Annotated in this window: 30 protein-coding genes and 3 tRNA genes; 13 read left to right on the top strand and 20 right to left on the bottom strand. The window is 57.0% G+C overall.

The genetic code is table 11. From position 1 onward, the window contains the following. Window positions 1-40 precede the first annotated feature (40 nt). Window positions 41-1,702, top strand: a complete 1,662-nt coding sequence (locus DXY31_RS14530; protein ID WP_114994444.1) for a Ppx/GppA phosphatase family protein — start codon at window positions 41-43, stop codon at window positions 1,700-1,702. On the opposite strand, the gene DXY31_RS14525 is transcribed toward DXY31_RS14530, so the two are convergent. Further along, window positions 1,686-2,489 (bottom strand): helix-turn-helix domain-containing protein, encoded by an 804-nt coding sequence (locus tag DXY31_RS14525; protein ID WP_170953726.1) that lies wholly within the window; start codon window positions 2,487-2,489, stop codon window positions 1,686-1,688. The two genes, DXY31_RS14530 and DXY31_RS14525, sit on opposite strands and share 17 nt — an antisense overlap. A 192-nt stretch (window positions 2,490-2,681) precedes the next feature. On the opposite strand from DXY31_RS14525, the gene DXY31_RS14520 reads away from it, so the two are divergent. Further along, entirely contained in the window at window positions 2,682-3,071 is a 390-nt protein-coding gene (locus DXY31_RS14520) for a hypothetical protein (protein ID WP_114994442.1), read from the top strand. Window positions 3,072-3,206: 135 nt separating this feature from the next. On the opposite strand, the gene DXY31_RS14515 is transcribed toward DXY31_RS14520, so the two are convergent. From DXY31_RS14515 to petC, 7 genes are all read right to left on the bottom strand, one after another. Beyond that, the gene (locus DXY31_RS14515) at window positions 3,207-3,344 is read right to left on the bottom strand and encodes a hypothetical protein (protein WP_244279848.1); all 138 of its coding nucleotides are present in this window, start codon (window positions 3,342-3,344) and stop codon (window positions 3,207-3,209) included. Between the two features lie 273 nt (window positions 3,345-3,617). Further along, a complete protein-coding gene (locus DXY31_RS14510; protein WP_114994441.1) occupies window positions 3,618-3,911 on the bottom strand; it encodes a DUF1330 domain-containing protein in 294 nt (97 codons plus the stop codon). A gap of 303 nt (window positions 3,912-4,214) precedes the next feature. Beyond that, window positions 4,215-4,286: transfer RNA gene (locus DXY31_RS14505), tRNA-Val, on the bottom strand. A gap of 37 nt (window positions 4,287-4,323) precedes the next feature. Beyond that, window positions 4,324-5,079 carry a precorrin-4 C(11)-methyltransferase gene (gene cobM, locus DXY31_RS14500; protein ID WP_114994440.1) on the bottom strand — a complete coding sequence of 252 codons (756 nt, stop codon included), beginning with the start codon at window positions 5,077-5,079 and terminating at the stop codon, window positions 4,324-4,326. After that, on the bottom strand, window positions 5,076-5,927 hold the full coding sequence (gene lgt / locus DXY31_RS14495) for a prolipoprotein diacylglyceryl transferase (RefSeq protein WP_114994725.1): 852 nt from the start codon (window positions 5,925-5,927) through the stop codon (window positions 5,076-5,078). The genes cobM and lgt overlap by 4 nt, the downstream gene beginning before the upstream one ends. Window positions 5,928-5,947: 20 nt before the next feature. Continuing rightward, window positions 5,948-6,880: a cytochrome f gene (gene petA / locus DXY31_RS14490; RefSeq protein WP_114994439.1), complete on the bottom strand. Its 933-nt coding sequence runs from the start codon at window positions 6,878-6,880 to the stop codon at window positions 5,948-5,950. Between the two features lie 40 nt (window positions 6,881-6,920). After that, complete coding sequence (petC, locus tag DXY31_RS14485) at window positions 6,921-7,457, bottom strand: cytochrome b6-f complex iron-sulfur subunit (protein ID WP_066905926.1); 537 nt, start codon at window positions 7,455-7,457, stop codon at window positions 6,921-6,923. 104 nt (window positions 7,458-7,561) lie between these two features. On the opposite strand from petC, the gene DXY31_RS14480 reads away from it, so the two are divergent. Then, entirely contained in the window at window positions 7,562-7,909 is a 348-nt protein-coding gene (locus DXY31_RS14480; RefSeq protein WP_244279846.1) for a DUF3067 family protein, read from the top strand. Here DXY31_RS14480 and tatC read toward each other — a convergent pair. Both tatC and DXY31_RS14470 read right to left on the bottom strand, forming a co-directional pair. Continuing rightward, window positions 7,860-8,594, bottom strand: coding sequence for a twin-arginine translocase subunit TatC (gene tatC, locus DXY31_RS14475; protein WP_170953750.1), 735 nt, complete (start codon window positions 8,592-8,594; stop codon window positions 7,860-7,862). The two genes, DXY31_RS14480 and tatC, sit on opposite strands and share 50 nt — an antisense overlap. A 117-nt stretch (window positions 8,595-8,711) precedes the next feature. Next, entirely contained in the window at window positions 8,712-10,430 is a 1,719-nt protein-coding gene (locus tag DXY31_RS14470; protein ID WP_114994437.1) for an NFACT family protein, read from the bottom strand. A gap of 63 nt (window positions 10,431-10,493) precedes the next feature. On the opposite strand from DXY31_RS14470, the gene gmk reads away from it, so the two are divergent. After that, complete coding sequence (gmk, locus tag DXY31_RS14465; RefSeq protein WP_114994723.1) at window positions 10,494-11,066, top strand: guanylate kinase; 573 nt, start codon at window positions 10,494-10,496, stop codon at window positions 11,064-11,066. 4 nt (window positions 11,067-11,070) lie between these two features. Here the strand turns inward: gmk and psaJ are convergent, their stop codons facing one another. Together psaJ and DXY31_RS14455 are read right to left on the bottom strand one after the other, a co-directional pair. After that, a complete protein-coding gene (psaJ, locus tag DXY31_RS14460; RefSeq protein ID WP_066905917.1) occupies window positions 11,071-11,187 on the bottom strand; it encodes a photosystem I reaction center subunit IX in 117 nt (38 codons plus the stop codon). 32 nt (window positions 11,188-11,219) lie between these two features. Next, the gene (locus DXY31_RS14455) at window positions 11,220-11,699 is read right to left on the bottom strand and encodes a Photosystem I reaction center subunit III (protein ID WP_114994436.1); all 480 of its coding nucleotides are present in this window, start codon (window positions 11,697-11,699) and stop codon (window positions 11,220-11,222) included. 76 nt (window positions 11,700-11,775) lie between these two features. Between DXY31_RS14455 and tsaD the strand changes: the two genes are divergently transcribed. Next, window positions 11,776-12,846, top strand: a complete 1,071-nt coding sequence (gene tsaD / locus DXY31_RS14450) for a tRNA (adenosine(37)-N6)-threonylcarbamoyltransferase complex transferase subunit TsaD (RefSeq protein ID WP_114994435.1) — start codon at window positions 11,776-11,778, stop codon at window positions 12,844-12,846. A gap of 38 nt (window positions 12,847-12,884) precedes the next feature. Continuing rightward, window positions 12,885-13,079: a high light inducible protein gene (locus DXY31_RS14445; RefSeq protein WP_114994434.1), complete on the top strand. Its 195-nt coding sequence runs from the start codon at window positions 12,885-12,887 to the stop codon at window positions 13,077-13,079. Window positions 13,080-13,095: 16 nt separating this feature from the next. Here the strand turns inward: DXY31_RS14445 and DXY31_RS14440 are convergent, their stop codons facing one another. Beyond that, complete coding sequence (locus DXY31_RS14440) at window positions 13,096-14,256, bottom strand: type IV pilus twitching motility protein PilT (RefSeq protein WP_114994433.1); 1,161 nt, start codon at window positions 14,254-14,256, stop codon at window positions 13,096-13,098. Between the two features lie 112 nt (window positions 14,257-14,368). Here DXY31_RS14440 and wecB point away from each other — a divergent pair, with 112 nt between their 5' ends. From wecB to DXY31_RS14420, 4 genes are read left to right on the top strand one after another with little or no spacing between them, the layout of a single operon-like run. Continuing rightward, window positions 14,369-15,481, top strand: a complete 1,113-nt coding sequence (gene wecB / locus DXY31_RS14435; RefSeq protein ID WP_114994432.1) for a non-hydrolyzing UDP-N-acetylglucosamine 2-epimerase — start codon at window positions 14,369-14,371, stop codon at window positions 15,479-15,481. After that, window positions 15,426-16,007 carry a DUF1643 domain-containing protein gene (locus DXY31_RS14430; protein WP_114994431.1) on the top strand — a complete coding sequence of 194 codons (582 nt, stop codon included), beginning with the start codon at window positions 15,426-15,428 and terminating at the stop codon, window positions 16,005-16,007. The genes wecB and DXY31_RS14430 overlap by 56 nt, the downstream gene beginning before the upstream one ends. Next, window positions 16,007-16,252 (top strand): hypothetical protein, encoded by a 246-nt coding sequence (locus DXY31_RS14425; protein ID WP_114994430.1) that lies wholly within the window; start codon window positions 16,007-16,009, stop codon window positions 16,250-16,252. The genes DXY31_RS14430 and DXY31_RS14425 overlap by 1 nt, the downstream gene beginning before the upstream one ends. After that, a complete protein-coding gene (locus DXY31_RS14420; RefSeq protein WP_114994429.1) occupies window positions 16,242-17,501 on the top strand; it encodes a sodium:proton antiporter in 1,260 nt (419 codons plus the stop codon). The genes DXY31_RS14425 and DXY31_RS14420 overlap by 11 nt, the downstream gene beginning before the upstream one ends. Here DXY31_RS14420 and gltX read toward each other — a convergent pair. The 6 genes from gltX to DXY31_RS14390 all read right to left on the bottom strand — a co-directional run bounded on the left by gltX (window position 17,445) and on the right by DXY31_RS14390 (window position 20,433). Continuing rightward, on the bottom strand, window positions 17,445-18,878 hold the full coding sequence (gene gltX, locus DXY31_RS14415) for a glutamate--tRNA ligase (RefSeq protein ID WP_114994428.1): 1,434 nt from the start codon (window positions 18,876-18,878) through the stop codon (window positions 17,445-17,447). The two genes, DXY31_RS14420 and gltX, sit on opposite strands and share 57 nt — an antisense overlap. A gap of 21 nt (window positions 18,879-18,899) precedes the next feature. Beyond that, window positions 18,900-18,973: transfer RNA gene (locus DXY31_RS14410), tRNA-Asp, on the bottom strand. 281 nt (window positions 18,974-19,254) lie between these two features. Further along, a complete protein-coding gene (locus DXY31_RS14405; protein ID WP_006043540.1) occupies window positions 19,255-19,443 on the bottom strand; it encodes a hyperconserved protein Hcp in 189 nt (62 codons plus the stop codon). A gap of 36 nt (window positions 19,444-19,479) precedes the next feature. Further along, window positions 19,480-19,552, bottom strand: a tRNA-Trp gene (locus DXY31_RS14400). 62 nt (window positions 19,553-19,614) lie between these two features. After that, on the bottom strand, window positions 19,615-20,076 hold the full coding sequence (gene rplS, locus DXY31_RS14395; RefSeq protein ID WP_114994427.1) for a 50S ribosomal protein L19: 462 nt from the start codon (window positions 20,074-20,076) through the stop codon (window positions 19,615-19,617). Window positions 20,077-20,109: 33 nt separating this feature from the next. Beyond that, window positions 20,110-20,433, bottom strand: coding sequence for a PepSY domain-containing protein (locus DXY31_RS14390; protein ID WP_114994426.1), 324 nt, complete (start codon window positions 20,431-20,433; stop codon window positions 20,110-20,112). A gap of 60 nt (window positions 20,434-20,493) precedes the next feature. Here DXY31_RS14390 and map point away from each other — a divergent pair, with 60 nt between their 5' ends. Further along, entirely contained in the window at window positions 20,494-21,333 is an 840-nt protein-coding gene (gene map, locus DXY31_RS14385) for a type I methionyl aminopeptidase (RefSeq protein ID WP_114994721.1), read from the top strand. On the opposite strand, the gene DXY31_RS14380 is transcribed toward map, so the two are convergent. Beyond that, complete coding sequence (locus tag DXY31_RS14380) at window positions 21,314-22,102, bottom strand: SDR family oxidoreductase (protein ID WP_371639494.1); 789 nt, start codon at window positions 22,100-22,102, stop codon at window positions 21,314-21,316. The two genes, map and DXY31_RS14380, sit on opposite strands and share 20 nt — an antisense overlap. A 2-nt stretch (window positions 22,103-22,104) precedes the next feature. Here DXY31_RS14380 and ebsA point away from each other — a divergent pair, with 2 nt between their 5' ends. Next, window positions 22,105-22,500: a type IV pilus biogenesis protein EbsA gene (gene ebsA / locus DXY31_RS14375; protein WP_244279844.1), complete on the top strand. Its 396-nt coding sequence runs from the start codon at window positions 22,105-22,107 to the stop codon at window positions 22,498-22,500. Between the two features lie 29 nt (window positions 22,501-22,529). Continuing rightward, window positions 22,530-23,639, top strand: coding sequence for a phosphotransacetylase family protein (locus DXY31_RS14370; protein ID WP_114994425.1), 1,110 nt, complete (start codon window positions 22,530-22,532; stop codon window positions 23,637-23,639). Window positions 23,640-23,641 lie beyond the last annotated feature (2 nt).

The following is a 23,641-nucleotide window of genomic DNA, read 5'->3' as shown; positions in this document are numbered from 1 at the left end:
CACCGATGGCAGAGTGGGCTCGTCTCCATCACGGTGCGCCATGCCAGGTGCCGAGTCTTCCCCAGCACCCGCGGTGGATCCCAGCAATCAGAGGGCCAAGCAGTCATCGAACAGTGATCTGAGTGGATCGCCAAAAGTCAGGACTTTGGCAGCCATTGACGTGGGTACCAATTCCACCCACATGCTCGTCGCTTCGGTGGATGTGGCCCTTGGGACCTTCAGCATCGATCTGGCCGAAAAGTCCAATACCCGTCTGGGGGAAAGAGACCCTGAAACAGGCGAACTGACACCCGAAGCGATGACAAGAGGGTTGGAGAGCCTTCGCCGTTTTCGTGAGTTGGCCGTGAGCCATCAGGTTGAGCAGATTGTTGTTGCTGCGACAAGTGCTGTACGGGAGGCTCCAAATGGCAGGGACTTTCTGCAAACAATCAAAGATGAACTCGATCTTGATGTGGATTTGGTCAGTGGCCCAGAAGAGGCACGGCTGATCTACCTGGGCGTGCTGTCAGGCATGCCCTTCGGTGATCGTCCACATCTGGTGCTGGATATCGGCGGAGGTTCCACGGAACTGATCCTTGCGGATGGTCGGGATGCCCGCGCTCTCACCAGCACACGAGTCGGTGCGGTGAGGCTGCAGCGGGATTTCGTCAAGGACGATCCGATCCCTCCCCAGCGACGCTCATTTCTGCAGGCTTTCATCCAGGGCTCGCTTGAACCAGCTGTGGACAAGGTTCATCGACGCATCAAGCCAGGAGAGACACCAGTCCTTGTCGCGACCAGCGGCACGGCAATGGCCATTGGTGCTCTAGCGGCCAGCGAAGACGACCGGCCACCTCTAAAGCTTCATGGTTACAAGGTTTCAAGGCAACGTCTGAACCGTGTCGTGGATCGTCTGGCCGTCATGACACCTGAGCAGCGCCGTGGCTTAGCGGCCATCAACGATCGCCGTGCAGAAATCATCGTGCCCGGTTCGCTCATCCTGCAAACCACCATGCAGATGCTGGCAGTTGATGAACTGGTTCTAAGCGAGAGGGCGCTGCGCGAGGGTCTGATCGTGGATTGGATGCTGCGTCATGGTCTCCTGGAAGACCGCTTCAGTTTTCAGAGCAGCATCCGCCAGCGCACCGTGATCCATCAGGTGCAACGTTTTGCGGTCAATCAGGCCCGTGCCGAGCGAGTTGCCAGCCACGCCCTCAACCTTTATGACAGCACCCACAAGACCTTGCACCGAGATAGTGGATCCGGCAGGGATCTTCTCTGGGCTGCGGCCATGCTTCATGCCTGTGGTCAGCACATCAATCTCAGTGCCTATCACAAGCATTCCTGGTATCTCATCCGCCATGGCGAGCTGCTGGGTTACTCCGAATCTGAACATTTGATGATTGCGGCCATCGCCCGTTATCACCGTCGCAGTCTTCCCAAGAAGCGTCATGAGTCTTGGCAGGCCCTTCAGACCCGGGATAACCGCAGGACAGTGTCTGAGATGGCTCTGTTACTACGTCTGGCCGCAGCGCTTGATCGACGTCCCGATCCCGTTGTTCAGACCTTGAGAGCGGATGTGAAAGGCAATGATCTGATTCTGGAGCTGGTGCCGGAGCGTCTGAATCAGAACCTCAGTCTTGAACAGTGGAGTCTTGAAAGCTGTTCAGCACTGGTGAGGGATGTCACCGGTTTGCACCTCAAGGTCAGAGTTCAGGATTGAGCTTGTACCAGCGCACCTGATCAATGGGCCCTAGGGGCCTGGGTACTTCGTCTCCATGACTGATCAAGACCAGGTCGGGCCGTCCGGCATAGATCTCCAGATTGGATCCTGCAGGCAGGGATTTGCTGTCAGAGAGGGTTCCCTCGTAAACAACCTTGCCTTCGCCATTGCGGATTGAGAGCCAGCTGGGTTCTTTGCTGCTGATGGAGATCGATCCCGCAGATTTCTGCTGAGGTGAAGTGGGTTGGGTTTTGGTTGTTTCAGTGGGTTGTTCCAACATCGTTGCAGCCTTGATCGGTGCAGGCTCAATGGAGCGACGCTGACTGGCCACTACCATCGCTCCACCAGTCACAGCCCCGACCGCCAGAGCAGCCAAGGCCAGGCGCTGCCATGGCAAGACAACGGTGTCGCTACTTTTAGACCGTGTTGCCGCACCAGCCTTTGCGACACCGCCGTTGGCAGCACCACTGCCAGCAAGAGAGCCAGACAAGTTATTAGCGGCTTTGGGAGCCGGCAGAACCTCTTGAAGTCTTTTGATCAGGGAGTCGCTATCGAGGCTGAGCTTGGAGGCGACCCTGCGGGTCATCGCCTTGATGAAAACCGGTTCAGGAAGCCTCTCCAGATCACCATTTTCAAGAGCCTGCAATTGTTCGCTGCCCATTTTTAGAGACTGAGCCAGTTGATCGCAGCTCAAACCCTGTTTAACCCGAGCCTGACGGAGCAGTTCACCGATCTCCTGCAGGGTTGAGACGGTTGTTCCATCCTTCGCCTGCTCGGAATCCGACAACCACATCCGACCCTCACTGAACAATTGCCGTGAAATTAAGCTTGATTTGCTGTTCTGTCAGTGCCAGGAGGCACACACAGAGAGTTGCCACATCCGAATTCGGCCTTCCCTAATTGCGGCTAGGCATGACTGAGCCTTGTTTTTTGCATGGCATCAGCTTTTTGGTGATTGTGAGGGAGTGAGCACAGCTTGATGAAATCAACCCGGATTACTCAGTTGCTTCTGGCGGCTCTGGTTGTGACTCAGGTTCCCAACCTCATTAGCTTCATTCAGGCCCTCAGTCGATATGAGTCGTCGGAGTCAGCCTTACGGGCATGCAATCGGTGGGCGGAATCTGCTGGTCGTTACAGCGTGCGCAGAGCAGGATTATGGACCAGCTATTCACAAGATCCAGTGCGTTCTTGCAAAAAAGAAGGTGACCAATTTGTGGGCTATGAGTTGCCAATGCAAGATGCTGTCGAGGTCAGCGGCAATCCTGGAGACCCGAAAGGGTTCAATGCAGGGGAAGTCCCAAAAGTGGAAGACACGGGCAAGCGATGGCGATACAGACGCAAACGTTGGTCGCTTGTGATTCCCTTCTGAACGATGGACCCTGAAGTTCGCAATCTGGTGATCGCCCAGCTTTTTGTGATCGTGGTTCCGGTTGGGACACTGTTCGCAATCTGGCTTTGGTTACTCACGCTCCGTCAGCGCTGATCGGTGTTTTAGGTGGAAACTTCAAGCGATGCCGATCATCGGTGCCAGCCATTCAGCATGCATTGCTGTGAGAGCCGTCATATTGAAGGAATGCACTGCCGGATTGGTTTTATCAGCAACCCAGAGCAATGCAAACGGAGCATTGAGGGCGATTTGCATGCGCCATCTCCAGGTGATGACTGACCAAATTCTTTGAAGAATCGGGTTGTTCATTCGAAGCATCGCGTGATCCGAAAAGTGTTGGGATCTTGGCGCATCGGCTTACAGAACGGCGGATTGGCTGTAGTCGTCATGCCCAGCGGCGCGTATCAGCCAAAAAAAAGGAGGGTCCCACCCCCCCTTGGTTCGACGCATCTCCGGTGTTGACCCGAAGACTGTGTGATCTTGCACGAAAATCGTCAAAATATCCGTAGTGATCAACACCCCGAAGATCTAGGCAACCAGCTCTTCCGAGATCGATAGGGTGAGATCAGAGTGGGGTGTGCGCAGCTCAATCAAGGATTGATAGTCCGTTGACTCATAGGCGGATACGGCTGACTCCAAAGATGGGAACTCGATAATCACATTCAAGGAACCAGGGGAGCCTTCACGAACATCACACTGGACATCACGCACAAGAAATTTTGCCCCGACAGTGGGTAGCCATTCAGTGAGTCGGCTGATGTAAGGGACCATGGCCAGCGGAGTGTGAATCGTGCCAGTGCTTATCCAGTAGCCCTTTGCCATGACAAATGAAATCTGCTGTGTTGAATGTAGTTGGAACTGGTCTTCTTGGAGCCCTCCATGGAGCAATCTATGGATGGATGAAGCGTGATCATGGCTTCATCGCAAAGATGACTCAGGAGACCTGACAAGACCACTTCATTGGAGTGAATCGCGGATTAAGTTTTTAAGATTAAAATTATAAAGATCAATTCCGCTAATTAGTCTCTCGCTTGTGGTTTTTGTTGACTTGTTTGAGGCTGTTCCCGAACGGCATCCGAGCTTGTGAATCAGATGAAACCCTTGTAAAGCGAGGGTTTAACAAGATGGGCGATACTGGATTCGAACCAGTGACCCCTTCCGTGTGAAGGAAGTGCGCTACCACTGTGCTAATCGCCCTATAAGGCAATCTTAAAACACCATCTGTCCCAATTTTTCACTGCCTGGGCCGGAACAAGTGGTCATGATCAGGCGAATACAGTTTTGATCGCTGATTGGTTGAATGAAAGGCTGGACTGATCACATACAGCGTGGTGCGAATCAGATTGCGATCGTGCGTGATCTTTGCCATCTGATCGAGAGGAACCAAGTCCAGTGATTCATCAGGCCAACTGACCCGATAGCCGATTGCGACCGGGGTGTCTGCTGGGTAATGCTCAAGCAGCGTGGATTGGACCTCATCCACATGGCGGGCGCTCAGGTAAAGACAGAGCGAGGCTCGTAGGTTTGCCAGGTGTCTCAGATCTTCTCGTTCAGGAACGCCGGTTCGGCCTCCGCTACGACTCAGCACGATGGTTTGAACCAGGCCTGGGATCGTCAGTTCCGCCTTGAGCGCAGCAGCGGTTGCCTGATAGGCGCTGATGCCAGGAACAACTTCCACCTCGATTCCTGCATCGGCAAGTCCGCAGACCTGTTCACTGAGAGCTCCATACAGACAGGGGTCGCCATCGTGAAGACGCACCACTCTCTTTCCACTGCTGGCACGTTCGATCATCAGGGGAAGAACCTGTTCCAGAGTGAGAGTGCTGGTCCGGACCCGTTCACACCCGGCGGGCGCAAGATCGGCGATCTGGGGAGATACCAGTGAGTCGGTCCAGATCAGAACATCAGCGTTGACAATGCGGTCTTCGGCACGGCGTGTCAGTAGATCAGGTGCTCCCGGGCCAGCACCCACGATCGAGATCATGGTCATGAAGGGTCTGCCTGTTTCAGGCCTGGATCCGGAAGAGGCGACTTGCGTCCATACAGCCAGAACAACCCGAAGCCGGCGATGGCCATCAAGCTGAGGCTCATCAGCTGAGCGATGCGCAGGCCCCCATCACAGAAGGGAGGTTGTCCGCCAAGGCAGAGCGGGTCGATCCTCAAGCCTTCGATCCAGATGCGACCAAGGCTGTAACTGAGCAGATAAACACAACTGAGAGCTCCTGAGGGCAGTGAGATCTTCCTTTCGCGTCCAAGTCTGAAAAGAACCATTAACAACACAAAAATTCCGATGTTCCAGAGGGATTCGTAGAGAAATGTGGGGTGGAAGTATTCAGAAGTTTTGAATACACCTGGCCGGTTTCCTTCGGGAATAAAAAGTTTCCAAGGCAGATCGGTGGGGACCCCAAATGCTTCCGAATTGAAGAAGTTTCCCCAGCGCCCGATGGCCTGTCCCAGTACTACTGAGGGCACCAACACGTCCAAAACATCCCAGAAGGGCACCCGTCGCCAGCGGCAGAACAGAATCACCGCCAGTGAGCCTCCTAGGAGTGCTCCATGAATAGCAATACCTCCTTTCCAGATCGCGAATACATCCCACCATGAGCGTTGGTAGGAACTCCACTCGAAGGCGACGTAGTAGGTTCTCGCGCCGATCACTGCGGCAAGCACAAGGATCGGCAGCAGATCGCTGATCAGATTGGCGTCAAGGCCACGCTCTCGCGCCAGCCAGCTTGAGAGATTGAGTCCGATCAGAACGGCAACTGCAATCAGAAGTCCGTACCAACGCAGTACGAAAGGCCCGAGCTGAAACAGCTCGGGCCCAGGGGACGTAAAAATTGCAGGGACCAACACTGATCTCAGACACCCTCAGCGGCTTGCACCTTCTCAATCTGCTTCTTCTTCAGAACCAACATGATCTGGGCAAGCGAAACAGCTGCGAAGAACGCCAATAGACCATAAATGCGTACGGGGTTCTGAAGCACAACTTCAGCATCAACCTGACCGAAACCACCCACATTCGGGTCGTCGGTTAGGGAAGTACCGGCTTCAATGGCATCACCGACTCCGACAATCAGAGCAGGACCCACGGGAATGGTTTCTGTGCTGCTCTCGCCATCAGCGGTGTCGATGGTGATGACCTTGGCTCCATTGTCCCCGTCCTCAATGGCTGAGACAGTGCCACTGGCGGGAGAGGTGTAGACAGTGTTGTTGCTCTTCTCTCCGGTGGGATAGACCTGACCGCGGCCTCGGTTACCTCCCACGAAAATTTGGTATTTGCCGAAGTGAATGTTGCTGTCGGTGGCAGGATCAGGGGAGAGGACAGGGAAAACGATTTCCTGGTGCTGATCGCCTGGAATCGGACCTACCAGAAGAATGTTGGGTTGATCGTCGCTGTATTGAGTGAAATAAACACCTTCCGTTTCCTCTTTGATCTCATCAGTCCAGCGATCCTGGGGGGCCAGGGTGAAGCCGTCGGGCAGCTGGATCACAGCTCCGACCTGTAAACCAACATCACTGCCGTCTGCACCGATTTCCTGGAGCCCTTGCTCGTAAGGGATTTTCACTGCCGCCTTGAACACCGTGTCGGGAAGAACGGATTGAGGAACCTCTGCCTGGGTGATTTTCTTGGCCAGGTGGCAGTTTGCGCAGACGATCTTGCCTGTGGCTTCTCTTGGAGATGCATAGTTCTGCTGAGCCCAGAAGGGGTAAGCCCAGCTGCTTGAAGGAGCCGTGAACACGGCAAAGCCCAGGATCAGGGCTGCGAAAAGTGGGGAAAGAATTCGGCGCATCGGAGGCGTGTTTGAGAGAGCGGTGGGAAAAGGTTGTTGATCAGCCCCACCAGGGCTTCTCACCTGTTCGGAAGTCGGTTTCGGTCCACTGGCTCACGAAAACGTTGTCGTCCTCAACGCTCACGTTGGCGAGGGCCAGAGAGAGGGGCGCAGGGCCCCTTACCACCTTGCCGGTGGCGTCGTATTGGCTGCCATGGCAGGGGCACATGAACTTGTTGGCACCACTGTTCCAGGGGACGACACAGCCAAGGTGGGTGCAGATGGCATTGATGCCATAACTGCCGATGGCGTCTTCACCTTCAACAATTAAATAAGTGGGATCTCCCTTAAGTCCCTGGACAAGGCTGCGATCACCTGTGGGGTGATCACTCAGCCAGCCTGTCAGCGTCACAGGGTTACCGAGTTCATCCTTGGCACTAGTGCCCCCACCGCTTCCTGCAGCTCGCGGAGGAATGAAGTAATTCACCACCGGATAGAGCGCTCCGAGCGCGACACCGGTCACGGACCCGAAAGTCAACAGATTCATGAACTGCCTGCGGCCCATTCCGGGCACATCAGCGGCTGGCATCTGAGTCATGGCTGACGTTCGTTGGGCACTGGATGGGGCCCATTATGGGCGCTATAGGGGCGTGTCACACTTTGCGGACACTGGATTTTCATTGATGTTTAAGGTCTTCACCAGTGCTCGCTGATCACTCCTCCTCGGGGGAGTCACGCCCTCTGTCTGTCGATGAAGTGATCGACCTGCTGCGATCTCGCTGGCAAGCCAGTTATGACCTGCAGCTCGTCACCAGACGGAGGCGGATGTACATCCAGGTGATGTGGGCTTACCTCGAGCAACAGTCCTTCCCTTTGGATGAGCCCGATTACCGGGCTCATCTTGCGGAAGTCTTGGAAATCGTTAACAGACTCGGAGAAGCGGAGACTGTTCGTGACTGGTTGCTCACGACCCGAGACAAGCCGCGACTTGGAAAGGCGCTCAGTCTGCAGCTGCAGGGGGAGGGGACTCTGGAGGAGTTTCTGCTCTGAACCGCTGAACTGCTGCAACAAGCAGCACTCCGATCAGATAGAGAGCTGTGATCGCCCCAGCCAGCAACAACATGGTGACCGGGTCCGTGGACGGAGTCAGGACGGCACCGGCCAGGGCTGAGATCAATACAACCCAGCGCCAGGCCGAGAGCATGCGTTGCCAGTTGACCAGGCCGAAGACTCCTAGAAGAAGCTGAAGAACAGGAAGCTGAAAGGCCAATCCGGTCGACAACATGAGCAGCAGAACGAAGTCCAGATAGCGCTCAATCGACCAGATGGGCTCAACGACATCAGCGCCATAACTGACAAGAAAATTCAGGGCCGCTGGCACCAGTGCCCACCATGCAAAGGCAAGCCCTGCCATGAATAGAACCGCTGATCCCGCCACCGACGGCGCAATCAGTCGGCGCTCTCTACGGGTGAGGCCTGGCAGAACAAAGGCAAGCCCCTGATACAGCACGTAGGGAAGTGCCAGCGTGAGCCCTGCATAGCCGGCCACTTTGAAGGACACGAACAAAAACTCCCCAGGAGCCAGTTGCAGGAAACGGATCGAACCAGCGGGCTCTTCAAGAATTCTCACCAGAGGCCGCACGGCCAGAAGGCAGGCCAAGGCACAGACAACGACTGCAACAAGACTGCGCAGCACTCTCTGACGCAGCTCCTCCAGATGATCAACCAGAGGCATCTCCACGTCGTTGGGAGGACCGTCCTGAACTCCGATCCGAATCGGCGGCGGCGGTGACAGCTTCGGGGACTCTTCAGGCGAGATCGGCGTCAGAGGTGAGTGAGCAGTGAACTGAAGTCAGGCTAGGGGGTCCCAAGCTTGAAGGGTTTTGTGTGCACGGTCAGGTTCCGCCCAGACCAGCTCGGCCTGACGATGTCTCACGGTTCCTGGTGCAGTGCCAGGGATTCTCTGCAGATGTTCTACGCCAGTCATCACCACCGGCACCCTTCGATTTCTCTTCGCACGGCTGAACCAGGCCGCAAGGTCTGCCGCAAGCTGCAGGTCCAGTTCCGAAGCAGCTGCTGCCGAGGCCTTGAGCACGACATGGCTTCCCGGACACTCCTGTGCATGAAACCAGAGGTCCCCTGCCCGAGCCTGGCGCAGGCTGATCCACTCGTTCTGGCGGTGATTGCGCCCCACCTGAATCACCAACCCATGCTCGGAGCGGATCTCCAATGGCTGGGGGTGCCGCGGGGGAGGACCGCTATGGCGACGGCGGCGGCGAGGGGTTAGCAGATCCTCCAGTTCGGCCCTCAGCTCACGCAGTTGTCGGTTGCGATCGTCAGCATCGTCCCAATCCGCCTGCATCAGATCTGCCAGGAAGCTTTCGCTGCCTTCAATCAGCTCAAGGCGTTGATCGTGATGGACCAGTCGTTCTTCGATCAGGGGAATGGATCGTCGCAGTCGTCTCGCGCGCTGGTAAAGCTTCTGGGCCTGGTCAATGCTGTCTCTGTCAGGAGCGGCCTGACAGAGAATGGCATCGGCCTGGTGTTGAAGATCATCGGCTCCATCACTGGCATGCAGTCGCTCGACCTGTTCGAGACGTTGTGCCTGTTCCCGTTGTCGGCTCTGTTCTAAAAGCTGTTGCAGCTCCTGGCTCTCTCTCATCAGTTGTCGCTGGTTGAGATGGTTCCGGTAATACAGCCCTAAACGAAGGCTGAGAGATTCGCCTTCACTTGCTGAGTCGGCCGGATCATTCCAAACGCGGTAGCCACCGGACTCATCGAAGTGAAGGATGAAATCGCCACAATTGAGATAATTCAGCCATCGCGTCCAGCGTTGATGCAGCAGCAGCCATTGGTTGTCGCTGATTTCTGCCACAGGAGTGCTGGCTGAGAGCGGTAACGGCGCCTCATGTTTTGAGGGAAAGTTGATGAGTTGCCTTGTCAGAGCGGGGCTAATGCCCTGATAGGTGTCGCGCAGCGCTTTGCCCAGCTCGACCGGGACCAGACTCAGTCTGCGCTTCCACTGTTCGAACGGTTCCTCGAGGCTTGGTGGCAGGCTCTGAAGTGATGGTGGCGGGACGTAGGCATCCCCACTGCTCAGCGGCCGTACCCGTGACTGGTGCTGTCTCACCTGTCTGGCAATGGCGGTGATCCGCTTCTGTTTATCCAGCAGCAGCACATTGCTGTGGCGACTCATCATCTCGAGAACCAACGTGCGCACGCTTTCCTCGCCTGGGCGTGGAGCGAAATGCAACAGCACAACCCGCTCAAAGTCACTCTGCTCTAGTTCAACCAGGGCCAGCTGTTTCAAGCCGTGCTGAACCTGCTGAGCAAGCGTGCTGCCACTCCCAATCTTGCTGGGAGAGGGGATCTGAACCAGTCTGGCGGCGTCTGCCTGCCAGCTGAGTTCCAGCCAGACCATCCCTTTGAGGGTTCGTAAGCCCAGCTGCAGACTCTGCTGATTCGGTTGTTGAGCTTTTTCAAAGCGACTTGGAATGATCTGTGTTCGCAGATCCCCCAGCACCGCTCGAAGGCTGGTGAGGTCCATCACCTGAAGCGTGCTGTTCGCCATCGCTATCCGGTGGCCTTTCGACTGGGGTGCCTTCCTACCGTGCTGCCTGACTGCACACAAGCCATGGCAACGATCGATCGCCACGCCAGGCTCACTTTGCTAACAGGCCCCAGCGGCGTTGGCAAAGGGACTTTGGTGACACGCCTACTTGAGCGTCATCCGCAGCTCTGGCTTTCTGTTTCGGCTACCACCAGGGCTCCTCGGGAGGGTGAACAGGATGGGATTCACTACTTCTTTCATTCGCGTAAATCATTTGACCAACTGGTCAGCGAGGGAGGATTACTGGAGTGGGCTGAATTCGCCGGCAACTGCTACGGAACCCCCAAGCAACCAGTCTTGGGCAGGCTTGAGTCGGGAACTCCCGTTTTGCTGGAAATTGAACTTGAGGGTGCCCGTCAGGTGCGCCGAAGCTTTCCTCAAGCCCTACAAATCTTTCTTGCACCACCGAGTTTTGAAGAACTCGAACAACGGATACGCGGCCGCGGCACGGAGGCAGAGGCCGCGATTGCCAAACGACTGGATCGCGCTCGGACTGAGCTAAAAGCTCAGCAAGAATTCGATGCTGTTGTCGTTAACGATGACCTCCAAACCGCTCTCAACAATCTTGAGCGGTTGATGGGGCTGTACGAAACTTGAATTTTCAGAGCGGGTGGAACAGTAGATCGGGGAAGAATCTGTTCCACTCGATCAGGATGCCTGCAGTCAACGTGAACCAAATGGCTGCAACTACAGGTGCAGTGGAGAGAAATTTTTTCATCGTTTGGCAGTTAGGGAGAGGAGCTTTTGTAATCAGCGTGGTGAAACTGTGATTTTCGAATCACTTTCTGTGAGCTTGCCACTATTGAACTCTGCAATGGCAGCAACAGGCCATGTCGCTGCTTTGACAACGGAGTTCAACGCCAGTTTCATGTCCAGCTGGATCTCGAGCATGTTCTGGTCCTTGCGACCGCGAATGGCCTTGAGATAATCACGTCCGGCCCAGCCAATGGTTCCGGTGATGTAGAGAAACATCAGTCCGGGGAGTACGAAATCACCAGCATGGTTCCAGCGACCGTCAACGATCAGATGAGGAAGACCGTCCTCACCACAGGAGGCTTTGCTGTACATCTTGAAGCGGGCTACGGCCTGTGGAGTTGAAGCTGCACTGGCACGTTGCTGGAAGCGTGCACTTTCAGAACAGGGGGTCAATCCTGCTACATCAGCTTTGGCGACTGGCGCAAAACCGAAGACTAGTAAGGCCGAAAGCGCGAGGGCGAAGAAACGACGCATCGGAACGGTGCCTCTTGAGCCTGCCCTGGAGAGGCAGGATGTATCAAATGGACAGTAATGGAGCCTGTTGACCTGCATGGCCAAGGTCCTAGCCCTCGAAACAAGTTGTGACGAGTCTGCCGCAGCTGTGGTGGAGCAGAGCGATGGTCGCTTGCAGGTGCTGTCGCATCAGATTGCATCCCAGATTGAGGAGCATGCCCAGTGGGGCGGCGTGGTGCCAGAGATCGCCTCACGCAGGCATGTGGAAGCCTTACCTCATTTGATCGATCAGGCGCTCAATGAAGCGGGACTGCCGATCAGTGATCTGGATGCCATTGCTGCCACTGTGACACCAGGTCTTGTTGGGGCCCTGATGGTGGGTTCCGTGACGGGACGCACCCTGGCGGCACTGCACAACCGACCTTTCATCGCCATTCACCATCTTGAAGCTCATTTGGCCTCTGTTCGGCTGGCGTTGTCTCCACCAGCACCGCCTTATCTCGTTCTGCTGGTGAGCGGTGGACACACGGAACTGATTCGCGTCGATGCAACAGGAGTGCTGGAGCGGCTTGGGCGCAGTCATGATGACGCCGCTGGTGAAGCCTTTGACAAGGTGGCTCGTCTGCTGGGACTGGAGTACCCGGGAGGTCCGGCGATCCAGGCTGCTGCCGTTGAGGGTGATACCACCCGTTTTACCCTTCCGAAAGGCCGCGTCTCAAAACCCGGAGGGGGCTACTACCCCTACGACTTTTCCTTCAGTGGACTCAAAACGGCGATGCTTCGTCAGGTGGAGGCTTGTCGGACTTGGGACCAGCCATTGCCCCTGGCTGATTTGGCTGCAAGCTTCCAGCAGGTCGTTGTGGATGTACTGGTCGATCGCAGCCTCCGATGCTGTTCCGATCTCCGCCTGACGACACTGGTGATGGTGGGCGGCGTGGCTGCCAATCAACGGTTGCGTGAATGCATGCATGCCAGAGGCGCTGATCAGGGGGTTGAGGTGCACTTGGCACCACTCAGCTATTGCACTGATAACGCAGCGATGGTTGGCGCCGCGGCGCTTGGACGTTTGCAATCCGAGGCCATCTCCAGTTCCTTGGCTCTCGGTGTTTCAGCACGCTGGGCTCTTGAAAACTGCGCTCCTCTGTATCAATCGAATCCGCCTTTTTGAGATTCAGTGCATAAGGTGTCCCGAAATGCAACAGGGTGATGTCGATCAAGGCCGAGACGTGCCAACAAAACAATGTTGAAGAGGTTGATTCCGGTGAATTGAATGCCTGGCGTAGGGGTTTTACTCCTCAAGCAGAAATCTGGAACGGACGCCTGGCAATGCTGGGTTTGTCTGTGTCGCTCGGAATTCTGTTTGTGATCAGAGTTTCCGCTTCCAGTGCCCCAGCCGCCTGAGCATCGAACCCCGCTCTTAACCCCTCCCCCTCAAGGCCTGAGCCAGTTCATTCGGTTTCAGGCTCTGAGCCACAGCGAGGTCCGCTTCGACTCTCGCCTGCTCCACAAGACTCTGCAGGCATTGATTAGTGGTCACCATTCCGTCGAAACCGCTCCGCTCCATGATTTCTTCAACTTCATCCAGTGCTCCACGTTGGATGTAGTCCTTGCATGCCTCCGTGTTGATCAGGATGTCGTGGAACGCGGCCCGCTTGCCATCTGTGGTGCGGATGAGGCCCTGTGAGATCACTCCGAGTAGTGACTCCGACAGAGAGCGGCGCACGCTCTCCTGTTCTTCTGGAGGGAACATGCCGAGCACTCTCTCCACAGTCTTGACAGCTGAATTTGTGTGCAGTGTTCCAAACACCAGATGACCCGTCTGAGAGGCTTCCAGCGCTGTGCTTAGGGTTTCCTGATCGCGAATCTCCCCCACAAGAATGACGTCGGGATCTTCCCTGAGTGCTGCTTTCAGAGCATTGTGAAATTTCAGGGTGTGCAATCCGACTTCCCGGTGGCGGATCAGTGAGCGTTGGCTCGTATGAACGAACTCGACAGGGTCCTCAATGGTGAGGATGTGGCGAGTCTGGTTTCGATTGATCCAGTCGATCATCGCTGCCAGTGTTGTGCTCTTCCCGGATCCGGTTGGGCCAGTGATTAGGACGAGCCCCTTGGGTCGTGCCGACAGCTCACGCAGAACATCGGGCAGCTTCAGCTGCTCAAGGGTCAGGATTGTCTGGGGAATCAGTCGCAGAACCATCGCTGGCCCACGCAGGGAATCCAGGAGATTGATGCGCACGCGCACAAAAGCAAATGCGTGGGCCCCATCGAATTCCTTGATCTGATGGAAATCATCGATCTGCTGGGGAGTCAGGATTTCTCTCAGCCAGCGCTGGAAGGTTTGCTGAGTTGTGCAGGGCCACTCCGTCGTCAGCATCTCGCCACGGGCCCGGTATCGGGGAACTTCACCGACGCCAAGATGAACGTCTGAATGCCCCTTTTCATGGGCGATGCGCACGATCTGTTCCAAGCTGGGGGACTCCTCCTGTCCTTCGCTGCTTGCAGCGGCGGTTGGTGATGGATGTCCTGGTGAGGAGACGGCCCCGGTGGGAAAGCCCGGTGGAAAGATCGGCTGGCTCACGCAAGTTTCGGACGTCTTTGCTCAGCTTCGCCACAACTGTGCTGTTGGCAAGTGAACGCTTCAAGAGAGCTGAGTGAAGCGCGCTTAGGATCTCGCAATCAATTCTCGGTTTATGGCTGCCAGGCCCCGCGTCACCATTGTCCTTGGCACCCGCCCGGAAGCCATCAAGCTTGCACCCGTCATCCAGGAATTCCAGGCTTGTTCAGCGCTCGAAACAAGGGTTGTTCTGACTGGACAGCATCGAGAGATGGTCACTCAGGTGATGGATCTCTTTGCGTTAAAGGCTGATCACGATCTTGATCTGATGGCGCCGCGCCAGACCCTCACCCATGTCACCTGCGCAGCGCTTCAGGGCTTGCGCGATGACTTCCAGGCTTTTCCCCCCGGCTTAGTGCTGGTGCAGGGAGACACCACCACGGCCTTCGCCGCTGCCCTGGCTGCCTTTTATGAGCAGATTCCCGTTGGCCATGTGGAGGCCGGTCTGCGAACGGACAATCTTCTAGACCCATTCCCAGAAGAGGCCAACCGCCGTCTGATCTCCCAGGTTTCCCAGCTGCATTTCGCTCCCACCAAGCGCTCTGAAGCCAACCTGAACGCCTCTGGTGTGGTCGGCCGTGTGATGGTCACTGGCAACACTGTTATCGATGCGCTCCTGCATATGGCTGAGCAGGCCCCTGCTCTTTCTGATCTGCCCGTCGATTGGACCAACCAGCGTGTGATTTTGGCCACGGTCCACCGGCGTGAAAATTGGGGAGAGCGACTGAACAGCATCGCGGCGGGCATGCTTCAGGTTCTTGAAGGCCATCCTGAAGTCGTGCTGCTGCTGCCTCTGCATCGCAATCCAACAGTTCGGGAGCCTCTTCGTGCTTTGCTCGGCGACCATCCCAGGGTCGTCCTCACCGAGCCCCTTGACTATGACCGACTGGTCGCTGCGATGAAAGGGTGCACCCTGCTGCTCACGGATTCCGGAGGTCTTCAAGAGGAAGCTCCCGCGCTGGGGAAGCCAGTCTTGGTGCTGCGTCGCACGACTGAACGACCTGAGGCTGTGGAATCCGGTACTGCCTTGTTGGTTGGAACGGATAGTGATTCAATCTCCCGTGAGGCCTCACGCCTCCTCGACGATCCGATGGCCTATGAGCAGATGGCCAGGGCTGTGAACCCCTTTGGAGATGGTCGCGCCAGCGGCAGGATTCTTGAAGCTGCCCTTGCCTTACTCAACGGCTGATGCCGCCTTCAGTCCCTGCGGGCGTTATCGCTGGATGCTGCGTCGTCCAATTCTCAGGCCGTCTCCGCATCATCCCTTCAAGGTTCTCCTGTTTGTCGGCCTCAATCCTTCTCTGGCCGATGGTTGTCGTGACGACCCCACGCTGAAACGTCTGCAGGGTTTCGCGCGCGATTGGAGCTACCACCAGCTGGTGGTCCTCAATTTGTTCGGGAAGATCTCTCCATCTCCAAAGGCTTTGCGTCATTGCGTTGATCCTGTGGGGCCAAACTCCAATCGAGTACTGAATAGCTGGTTTGAGACATGGTCCCGCTCACCGGCCTGCGACCTGTGGTTGGGCTGGGGTGCGCTGGGCTCCCTGCATCTCCGCGACCAGCAAGTGGTCCAGATGCTCACCAGGGCTCTGGCTGTGAGATGTCATGGGGCTCCTCCACTGGTGATCGGTACCACCCGCAGCGGTCAACCGCGTCACCCGCTTTATGTGGCTGCTGGGAGGGCGCTTTCCCCCTGGGCCTGTACGGTTCGCTGATGACACGCAGTCCGCGCCGCTACAAGATTTCGCTTCACCTCTCGGGAGGTCAAATTGAGGTCGTGTATTTCCCTACTCTCGAGTCCTTTCAGGAGTGGTACCAGGCACTGGCCAGCGGCGGGAGTGGTCAGGCTTTTGTGAATGTCCCCCTTGGGGATCTCGAAGGGGAATATCTGGTGATTCGCCCCGAAGCGGTCATCGGTTTGCGTGTGGAACCGCAATTCGCATCCATCGATGACGCCTGAGAGGCTCGGACTGCTCTGGGGCATCACGGTGTTCGCCGGGGCCGGGGCTCGATTGCTCGCCGCTCTGTCAGGACTGCCAGGGGTGGTGCTGTTGCTGTTGTCAGGATTGCTGATCGGACGATCCGGTCTTGGCTTGGTGGAGCCTCTGGACCTGGGCGAGGGCCTGGAGACCACCGTTGGCCTGCTCGTGAGTCTTGTTCTATTTGATGGTGGGCTGAATCTGCGCTTGCCCGGAGACACCATCAAGGCGACCGTGCTGCGGATTTCAGTGCTGCGTTTGCTGCTGTCGCTGGGAGCGGGAATCTTGGCCGCGCACTGGCTGGCCGGATTGGGTTGGTCCGTGTCTGCGGTCTACAGCGCCATTGTTTTGGGTACGGGCCCCACGGTGGTCACGCCGATCGTGCAACAGATTCGCCTGGCTCCTCCCCTCGGGGATGTTCTCGAAGCGGAGGGATTGGTGCTCGAGCCCGTGGGAGCCGTGCTTGCACTGTTGCTGCTTGAGCTGCTGCTTGGTGATCTCTACGGTTGGCGAGGTCTTGCGATTGGTCTGCTGTTCCGCCTGGGTGGTGGGGTGCTGATCGGAGTCGCAGTTGGATGGCTGCTTGCCGAGCTGTTGAAACGTTTGCCTTCAGACCATGCCGTGGGCTTACGCCTGCAGTTGACCCTTGGTGTTCTTTTTCTGATGTTTGCCATTTGCGAATGGTTGCTACCCGAGTCCGGTCTGCCGGCATCAGTCGCTGCAGGTGTTGTGGTGGGCCGTCGTCCATCAACGCAGGCCGCTCAGCTGGATGAGCTGATTCGCGAACTGGCCCGACTGGCCATCACGATGCTGTTCCCGCTGCTGGCGGCTGATGTGTCGTGGGCTGAACTCAGTCCTCTCGGCTGGGGTGGCGTCAGTTGTGTTTTGGTGCTGATGCTGCTGGTGCGTCCCGCGGCAGTGGGCGTTGCCACGATCGGATTGCCACTTGACTGGCGTCAACGTCTGTTCATGGGGTGGCTAGCGCCGAGAGGAATTGTGACGGCCGCCGTGGCATCTCTGTTTTCTATTCGTCTTGAGCAGGCCGGGATCCTCGGGGCAGGCCGACTTCAGGGTCTTGTGTTTCTCACGATTCTGATGACTGTGGGATTGCAGGGTCTGACGGCCCAGCCCTTGGCACGAGTTTTAGGTCTGATTCAATCCAAGCCTGAAGAGTCAGGTGAAGCAGCGCTTCAGACGGGGCAGGTCCTGCCCGACCCTGGCCAGCAATGACCAGGTTGTGATCAGATCTGGTCCCTGGAGACGGCCGAGCAGAGCAGCACGCAACGATTTCATCAGAACACCCTTTTTGACTCCGGCTTTGCTTGCGGCATTGGTCAGCAGTTCCTGTGCCTTTGAGGTGTCATGACCGTCCCATGGATCATTCTCGAGCGACTGCACAAGCTCACCGATCGCCTGCTTGGCTCTATCGGCTTCTAGTTGCTTGAGCCCATCGTCTTCAAGCTCAGGGCAGGTAAAAAAGGGTTCTGCCTGGTCAATGCCGTCCTTCAGCAGGGTGAGAGACGGGCCGAGCAGTTCGCATAAGGCCAGGCTCCAGTTCACGTCCTCAGGGAGGCTCCACCCCTGCTCGAGCCAGAGCGGCGAGAGGTCATTCAGCAGTTGCTGCGATGTAAGTCCGTGCAGAACCTGTGCATTAAGCCAGTTGAGCTTGTCCCAGTCGAACCGCGCCCCAGCTTTGTTCACCCGATCGAAGCTGAAGACTTCGGCTGCCTGCATGAGGGTGAAGCGTTCGTCCATTCCTTCGGGAACGGACCAGCCCAGCAGAGTCATGTAGTTGGCGATCGCCTCCGCCGTGTACCCCATCGACCGGAACTCATTGATCGATGTGACGCCGTCCCGCTTGGAGAGTTTGCGCCCCTCGGCATTGAGGATCAGCGGGGTGTGGGCAAAGGTCGGCGCGGTCAGCTCCAGAGCCTGATACAGCAGAAGCTGCTTGGCTGTGTTGGCGATGTGGTCCTCGCCTCGGATGACATGCGTGATTGCCATGGCCGCGTCATCGACCACAACCACAAGGTTGTAAAGAGGGTCTCCGATCTGGTCGGCGGGAGCGCGACGGGCAATGACCATGTCACCTCCGAGATCAGCTCCACGCCAATGCATCGGTCCACGGACAAGATCACGCCAGTGGATGTCTTCACCGTCATCGATCAGGAAGCGGATCACCGCTTCACGGCCCTCAGCCTGAAATGACGCTTCTTGCTCCGTTGTGAGCTGTCTGTGTCGGTTGTCGTAGCGAGGGGCTCTGTTCTCCGCTTTCTGGACCTCTCGCATGGTTGCGAGTTCCTCTTCGCTGGCGTAGCAGCGGTAGGCGAGGCCTCTGTCGAGCAGCGTCTGGATGGCAGCACGATGCTCGTTGACCCGCTTGCTCTGGATCGTGGGATCTTCATCCCAGTCGATTCCCAGCCATGACAGTCCTTCGAGGATATTGGCGGTGAATTCGGGCTTGGAGCGCTCCTTGTCAGTGTCCTCAATTCTCAGCAGAAACTGACCTTTCTGGTTTCGAGCGAACAACCAGTTGAAGACCGCTGTTCTTGCCGTCCCAATGTGGAGAGTGCCCGTTGGACTCGGGGCCAGACGAACACGCACCATGGTGTGGCTCGGGATGAAGAACGGGACCGACGGGATTCGAACCCGCAACTTCCGCCGTGACAGGGCGGTGCTCTAACCGGTTGAACTACGGTCCCAGATCGGATTCAGATCGACGGTGCTAGTGCGTTGGAATCTGATCTGTGTCGCTCACGCGACATCGAAAGTATCGACTGTTGCCCTGCCCTCCGTCAATACACGCGTGGTTTTAAAGCAAGACATGGGTTCTGCTTCAAGATGCGCCATTTGCCAATCAGGGTTGAACCCCTGTGCAAACACAAAAGTTTGTGCTCCCCGACAGCATTCTCGGAAGGCATAAAAAACCGGTGGCCACAGCCACCGGTCTCGGTGATCCCGTGCAGGGATGGGTTCGCCTTGGTCAAGGGCGGAAACCTGCAGGCTCAATCAAACGGACTTGATTGCCACGGGCAGTGAACTCACGGCCCTGATCGCTTTGAACGACCACACGTCCTCCGGATTTGACGCGAATGACACGGGCACGAACCCAGCCGAGGGCGGCTGATTCGAGGACCTTGACCACATCACCAGGTTGAAGATCCAACTCCATGCTCGAAACTAGGAAACTGCAGAAGGGGCCATCGGACGCGCCGTGGAGGACTTGAACCCCCGACATCAGGTTTTGGAGACCTGCGTTCTACCAACTGAACTAACGGCGCAAGGCGATGGGCCCCTCGACCATCACAAACGCGATGGCATTGGATTGAACGAGGCCTAAGCCTCAGCGATCGAAGCGCTGCTTCACGCGGGTGGCCTTGCCCACCCGTTCCCGCAGATAGAAAAGCTTCGCCCGTCGTACCTTACCTCGGCGCTCCACCTTGATGGAGGCAACTTGAGGACTATGCAGCATAAAAACTCTTTCAACGCCGATGCCCTGAAAAATCCGACGGACCGTGATGGTTTGATTCACCCCGCCATGACGCTTGGCAATCACCACTCCCTCGTAGGGCTGGACGCGTTCCTTGTTGCCTTCACTGATGCGAACGCCGACTCGAACGGTATCGCCGACATAGATCTCGGGTAGGTCGGTTTTCTGCTGCGCCTGCTCAAACTGTCTGATCAGCTCGGCAGGGTTGAGGCGTTCAGCCTTGGCAGCTGGAGCAGCAGTCTTCGGGGACTCGTTCTCAATACTTGTGACGTCTGCGCTGTCGTCTGCAGATGTGTCTTTTTGGTCCGCTGCCATCCCAGCTCCGAGTAATCACGCCAAACAACCAGCTTACCCTGCCGGGCCGCTATCCACTGAGCGTTTCTTCCATGCGTTTCTCCAGGACTGCAACATCATTCCTCCACCGGTGATCAACATCCAGAGCACGCCCAGTGCATTGAGCACCACCACCACCGGTTCAAGCTGCGGCCCAAGCCATTCACCTTCATGAATGCTCATCAGCCAGTGGGCGCTGTCGCGGCTCACTCCGAACCAATCGCGTGCGACTCGGTAGCTCAGGCCCGTGATGACTGTGGTCATCAACGGCAGAAGAACCAAAGGCGCCACTTTGCTGTGCCAGCGCCGTAGTCGTGCCATCCAGAGAGCCACCGGCATTAGCTCGTCACCATTGATAGCGTGACAGCAGGACGTCGGGACTGCCCGAAGGAATTACCGATGAACTTGTTCGCTGACCTGCTTTCCTCGACCAAAACCGGCAGCGTGACTGCTACAGGCCCGCGCATTCAGCAGCGTCGGGGCGTGGAGATCAAATCGGCGAGAGAGCTAAAAATCATGGCCAAGGCCAGTCGCATCGTGGCAACTGTGCTTCGGGAGATCATGGAAATGGTCGAGCCCGGACAGACCACCGCTGATCTGGATGCCCATGCCGAGCGGCGTATCAGAGAAATGGGGGCAACCCCGAGCTTCAAGGGGTATCACGGTTTTCCCGCCAGCATCTGCTCGAGCATCAATAACGAGGTGGTGCACGGCATCCCCAACAACAAAAAGGTGATTCATGCCGGAGATCTGCTCAAGGTGGATACGGGAGCATTTTTCGAGGGCTATCACGGCGATAGTTGCGTCACCATCTGTGTCGGTGAGGTCAGTGATCAGGCGGCCACCCTCAGCAGGGTGGCTCAGGAGTCACTGATGGCAGGACTGGCGCAGATCCGCTCAGGTAACACGTTGCTTGATATCGCTGGAGCCGTTGAGGATCGTGTCCATGAAGGGGGATTCAGTGTGGTGGAGGACTACACGGGGCATGGTGTAGGCCGCAATCTCCACGAAGAACCCTCCGTATTCAACTTCCGAACGGATGTTCTCCCGAACGTCAAATTGCGTCCTGGCATGACCCTCGCGGTGGAACCAATCCTCAATGCCGGCAGCAAAGCCTGTCGCACGCTCAGGGACCGCTGGACTGTGGTCACTCGCGATGGCAGCCTGTCCGCGCAGTGGGAGCACACGATTGTCGTGACATCCGACGGCTGCGAAATCCTCACGGATCGCGGCGATTAGTCCACAAAAATCTGTTGTAGGTCAACCGCCCCAGCTCAATCAAAGGCATCGCCAGCAGAGTGATTGGATTGGGGGTGACGATGATCAGCGGCAGTCCCAAGTCGGCTTGCCAAAGAATCTGACCTGCCACGAAATCAGCTGACATCACACCAATCGGATTGAGGTCCGAACGGAACGGACCGAGCACCAGTTTGCGTAGTTTTGGCAGTTTGTTCCTCTCCTGGCGAGGAGCACTCCAGCGCAGACTCACGAGCTGGCCGATCAAGCGCTTGCTGAGCTCATAAGCAGGGCTCAGCGCCGGTTGGATCTCGGCTTCCGATGTGTTCACCCACAGTTCCGGTGGACATCTGTCTGGCGGCAGGTTTCTCTCCAACTGTTCAAAGCGCTGCAGAAGTCTCCATTGGCTGAGGGCATTGACCTCAAGGGCCTTGTTGAGGCTCTCGGGGCTCTGATCGCCTCCTGGGTTGATGCCGTGGTTGAGCACAAGCAGATCAAGACCCCTCAGGGTGGAATCAAGTTGCTCCTCCTTTCCGCAGCTCCAGCAGATCCACTCCTGAGGTCCAGTCAAGCTGTTGAGTTCGGTTGGCTTGTGGCGGTGACTCAGAGCGACGACCCAGGCGCCCCTCTGTCTGAGCCGGCGCGTGAGTGCACGACCCAGTTCACCCCCTGCGCCAGTGATTCCGACCCTGCGATCTGCCCAGGTCTCTGCAATGGAGCTCGAATCAGATGTCCTAGGCACAGGCTGGGCCATGGGTGTGAACTGGTGCATGCTTGGAACAGCTCGACGGTATGACGTTGTCCAGTCCGTCCGGAGACGCTCAATTGGCGTTGTTCGCTCCTTACTGCGGTGGACTTCGCAGAGAGCAGGCCCTGCGACAAGGACTTGAACGATTGCCGTTGGGCCATTTCGAAGGCCAGCGTGCCCGCAGTGACGCTCAGCCCCATCGGTACGAGCTGAGCTGGAGCCCTGCCAATGCTCCGCTGCAGGCGTGTCGCTGTGAATTGCGCTTTCAGGATTGGGCTGATCAGCACTATTCGTTTAGATGCCCCGCGCATCAACTGCTCGATTGGCTGATGCAAACCGTTGAAGCTGGCCGTCAGGATTTGCCGGACAGCTTCTGGCAGTGGTTGTTGCTCGAGCAGATCGGGGAGGAAGGTTCCCCCTAAATTGATGGCATCAACCTCAGACTTCCCGGATGGGCTCAACGCTGCTGATTGGATCCTGTGAACCCTTCAGCGGCAAGTCCGCCCTAGTGCTCGGGATCGCAAGACATCTGCGCTCGGTTGGTATTCGGGTCCTTTTCGGTAAACCACTTGCCACAAGTTTGGACTGGGAATCTGATCAAGGTGTTCTGCCCTCACCGTTGATCGATGACGATGTCCGTTTTGTCGGAGAGACCCTTGGGTTGCCTCCTCAGGACCTGATCCCTTCCCTGCATCTTCTTTCCCCTAATACCGCACAGCGAAGGCTTGCAAACGGAACCTTGGCGGCTGGTGAGGGGCTTGAACAACTCCGGACCAGCCTTCAGCAGTCAGAGAACGGCGTTACCCTGCTTGAAGCTGCAGGTAATCTCCATGAAGGTTTGCTCTACGGACTGAGTCTGGTGCAACTGGCCCGCGATCTCGATGCACCGGTGGTGCTCGTGCATCTCTGGGAAGACAGTCGCAGCGTCGATGCGTTGCTGGCCGCCAGTCAGCAGCTCGGTGACCGACTGCGCGGTGTGGTTCTGAATGCAGTCACTCCTGATGATGTGGAAAGCCTTGAACGTGATGTTGTTCCGTCTCTGCAGGCCCTTGGTATCAAGGTGTTCGGTGTGATGCCCCGGTCGCCTCTGCTGCGCAGCGTCACAGTGGGCGAGCTCGTGCGTCGGCTTGATGCGCGCGTGATCTGCTGCAGGGAGAAACTCGACCTCTTGGTCGAGACTCTCAGTATTGGGGCGATGAATGTGAACTCAGCGATGGAGTTCTTCCGCAGACGCCGCAACATGGCCGTCGTCACTGGAGCAGATCGCACCGATATCCAGTTGGCAGCCCTGGAGGCTTCTACGCAGTGTTTGATTTTGACGGGTGCCGGAGATCCGCTTCCCCAGCTCATCAGTCGAGCGGATGAACTGGAGGTGCCCCTGCTCAAAGTTGAGAGGGACACACTCGGGACCGTTGAAGTGATCGAACAGGCGTTCGGTCACGTGCGTCTGCACGAGGCGGTGAAAGCGACTTACGCCTTCCGTCTTGTGGAAGAACACTGCCGTCTTGCGGACTTGCTTAGCGCCGTGGGACTGGAGCACCTTGCGATCGGCTCAAAGTGATG

It is taken from the genome of Synechococcus sp. UW179A (assembly GCF_900473965.1).
In the GTDB taxonomy this organism is placed as follows: domain Bacteria; phylum Cyanobacteriota; class Cyanobacteriia; order PCC-6307; family Cyanobiaceae; genus Synechococcus_C.
The sequence above is the reverse complement of the archived record's forward strand: the minus strand, read 5'-3'. Positions and strand labels throughout refer to the sequence as shown.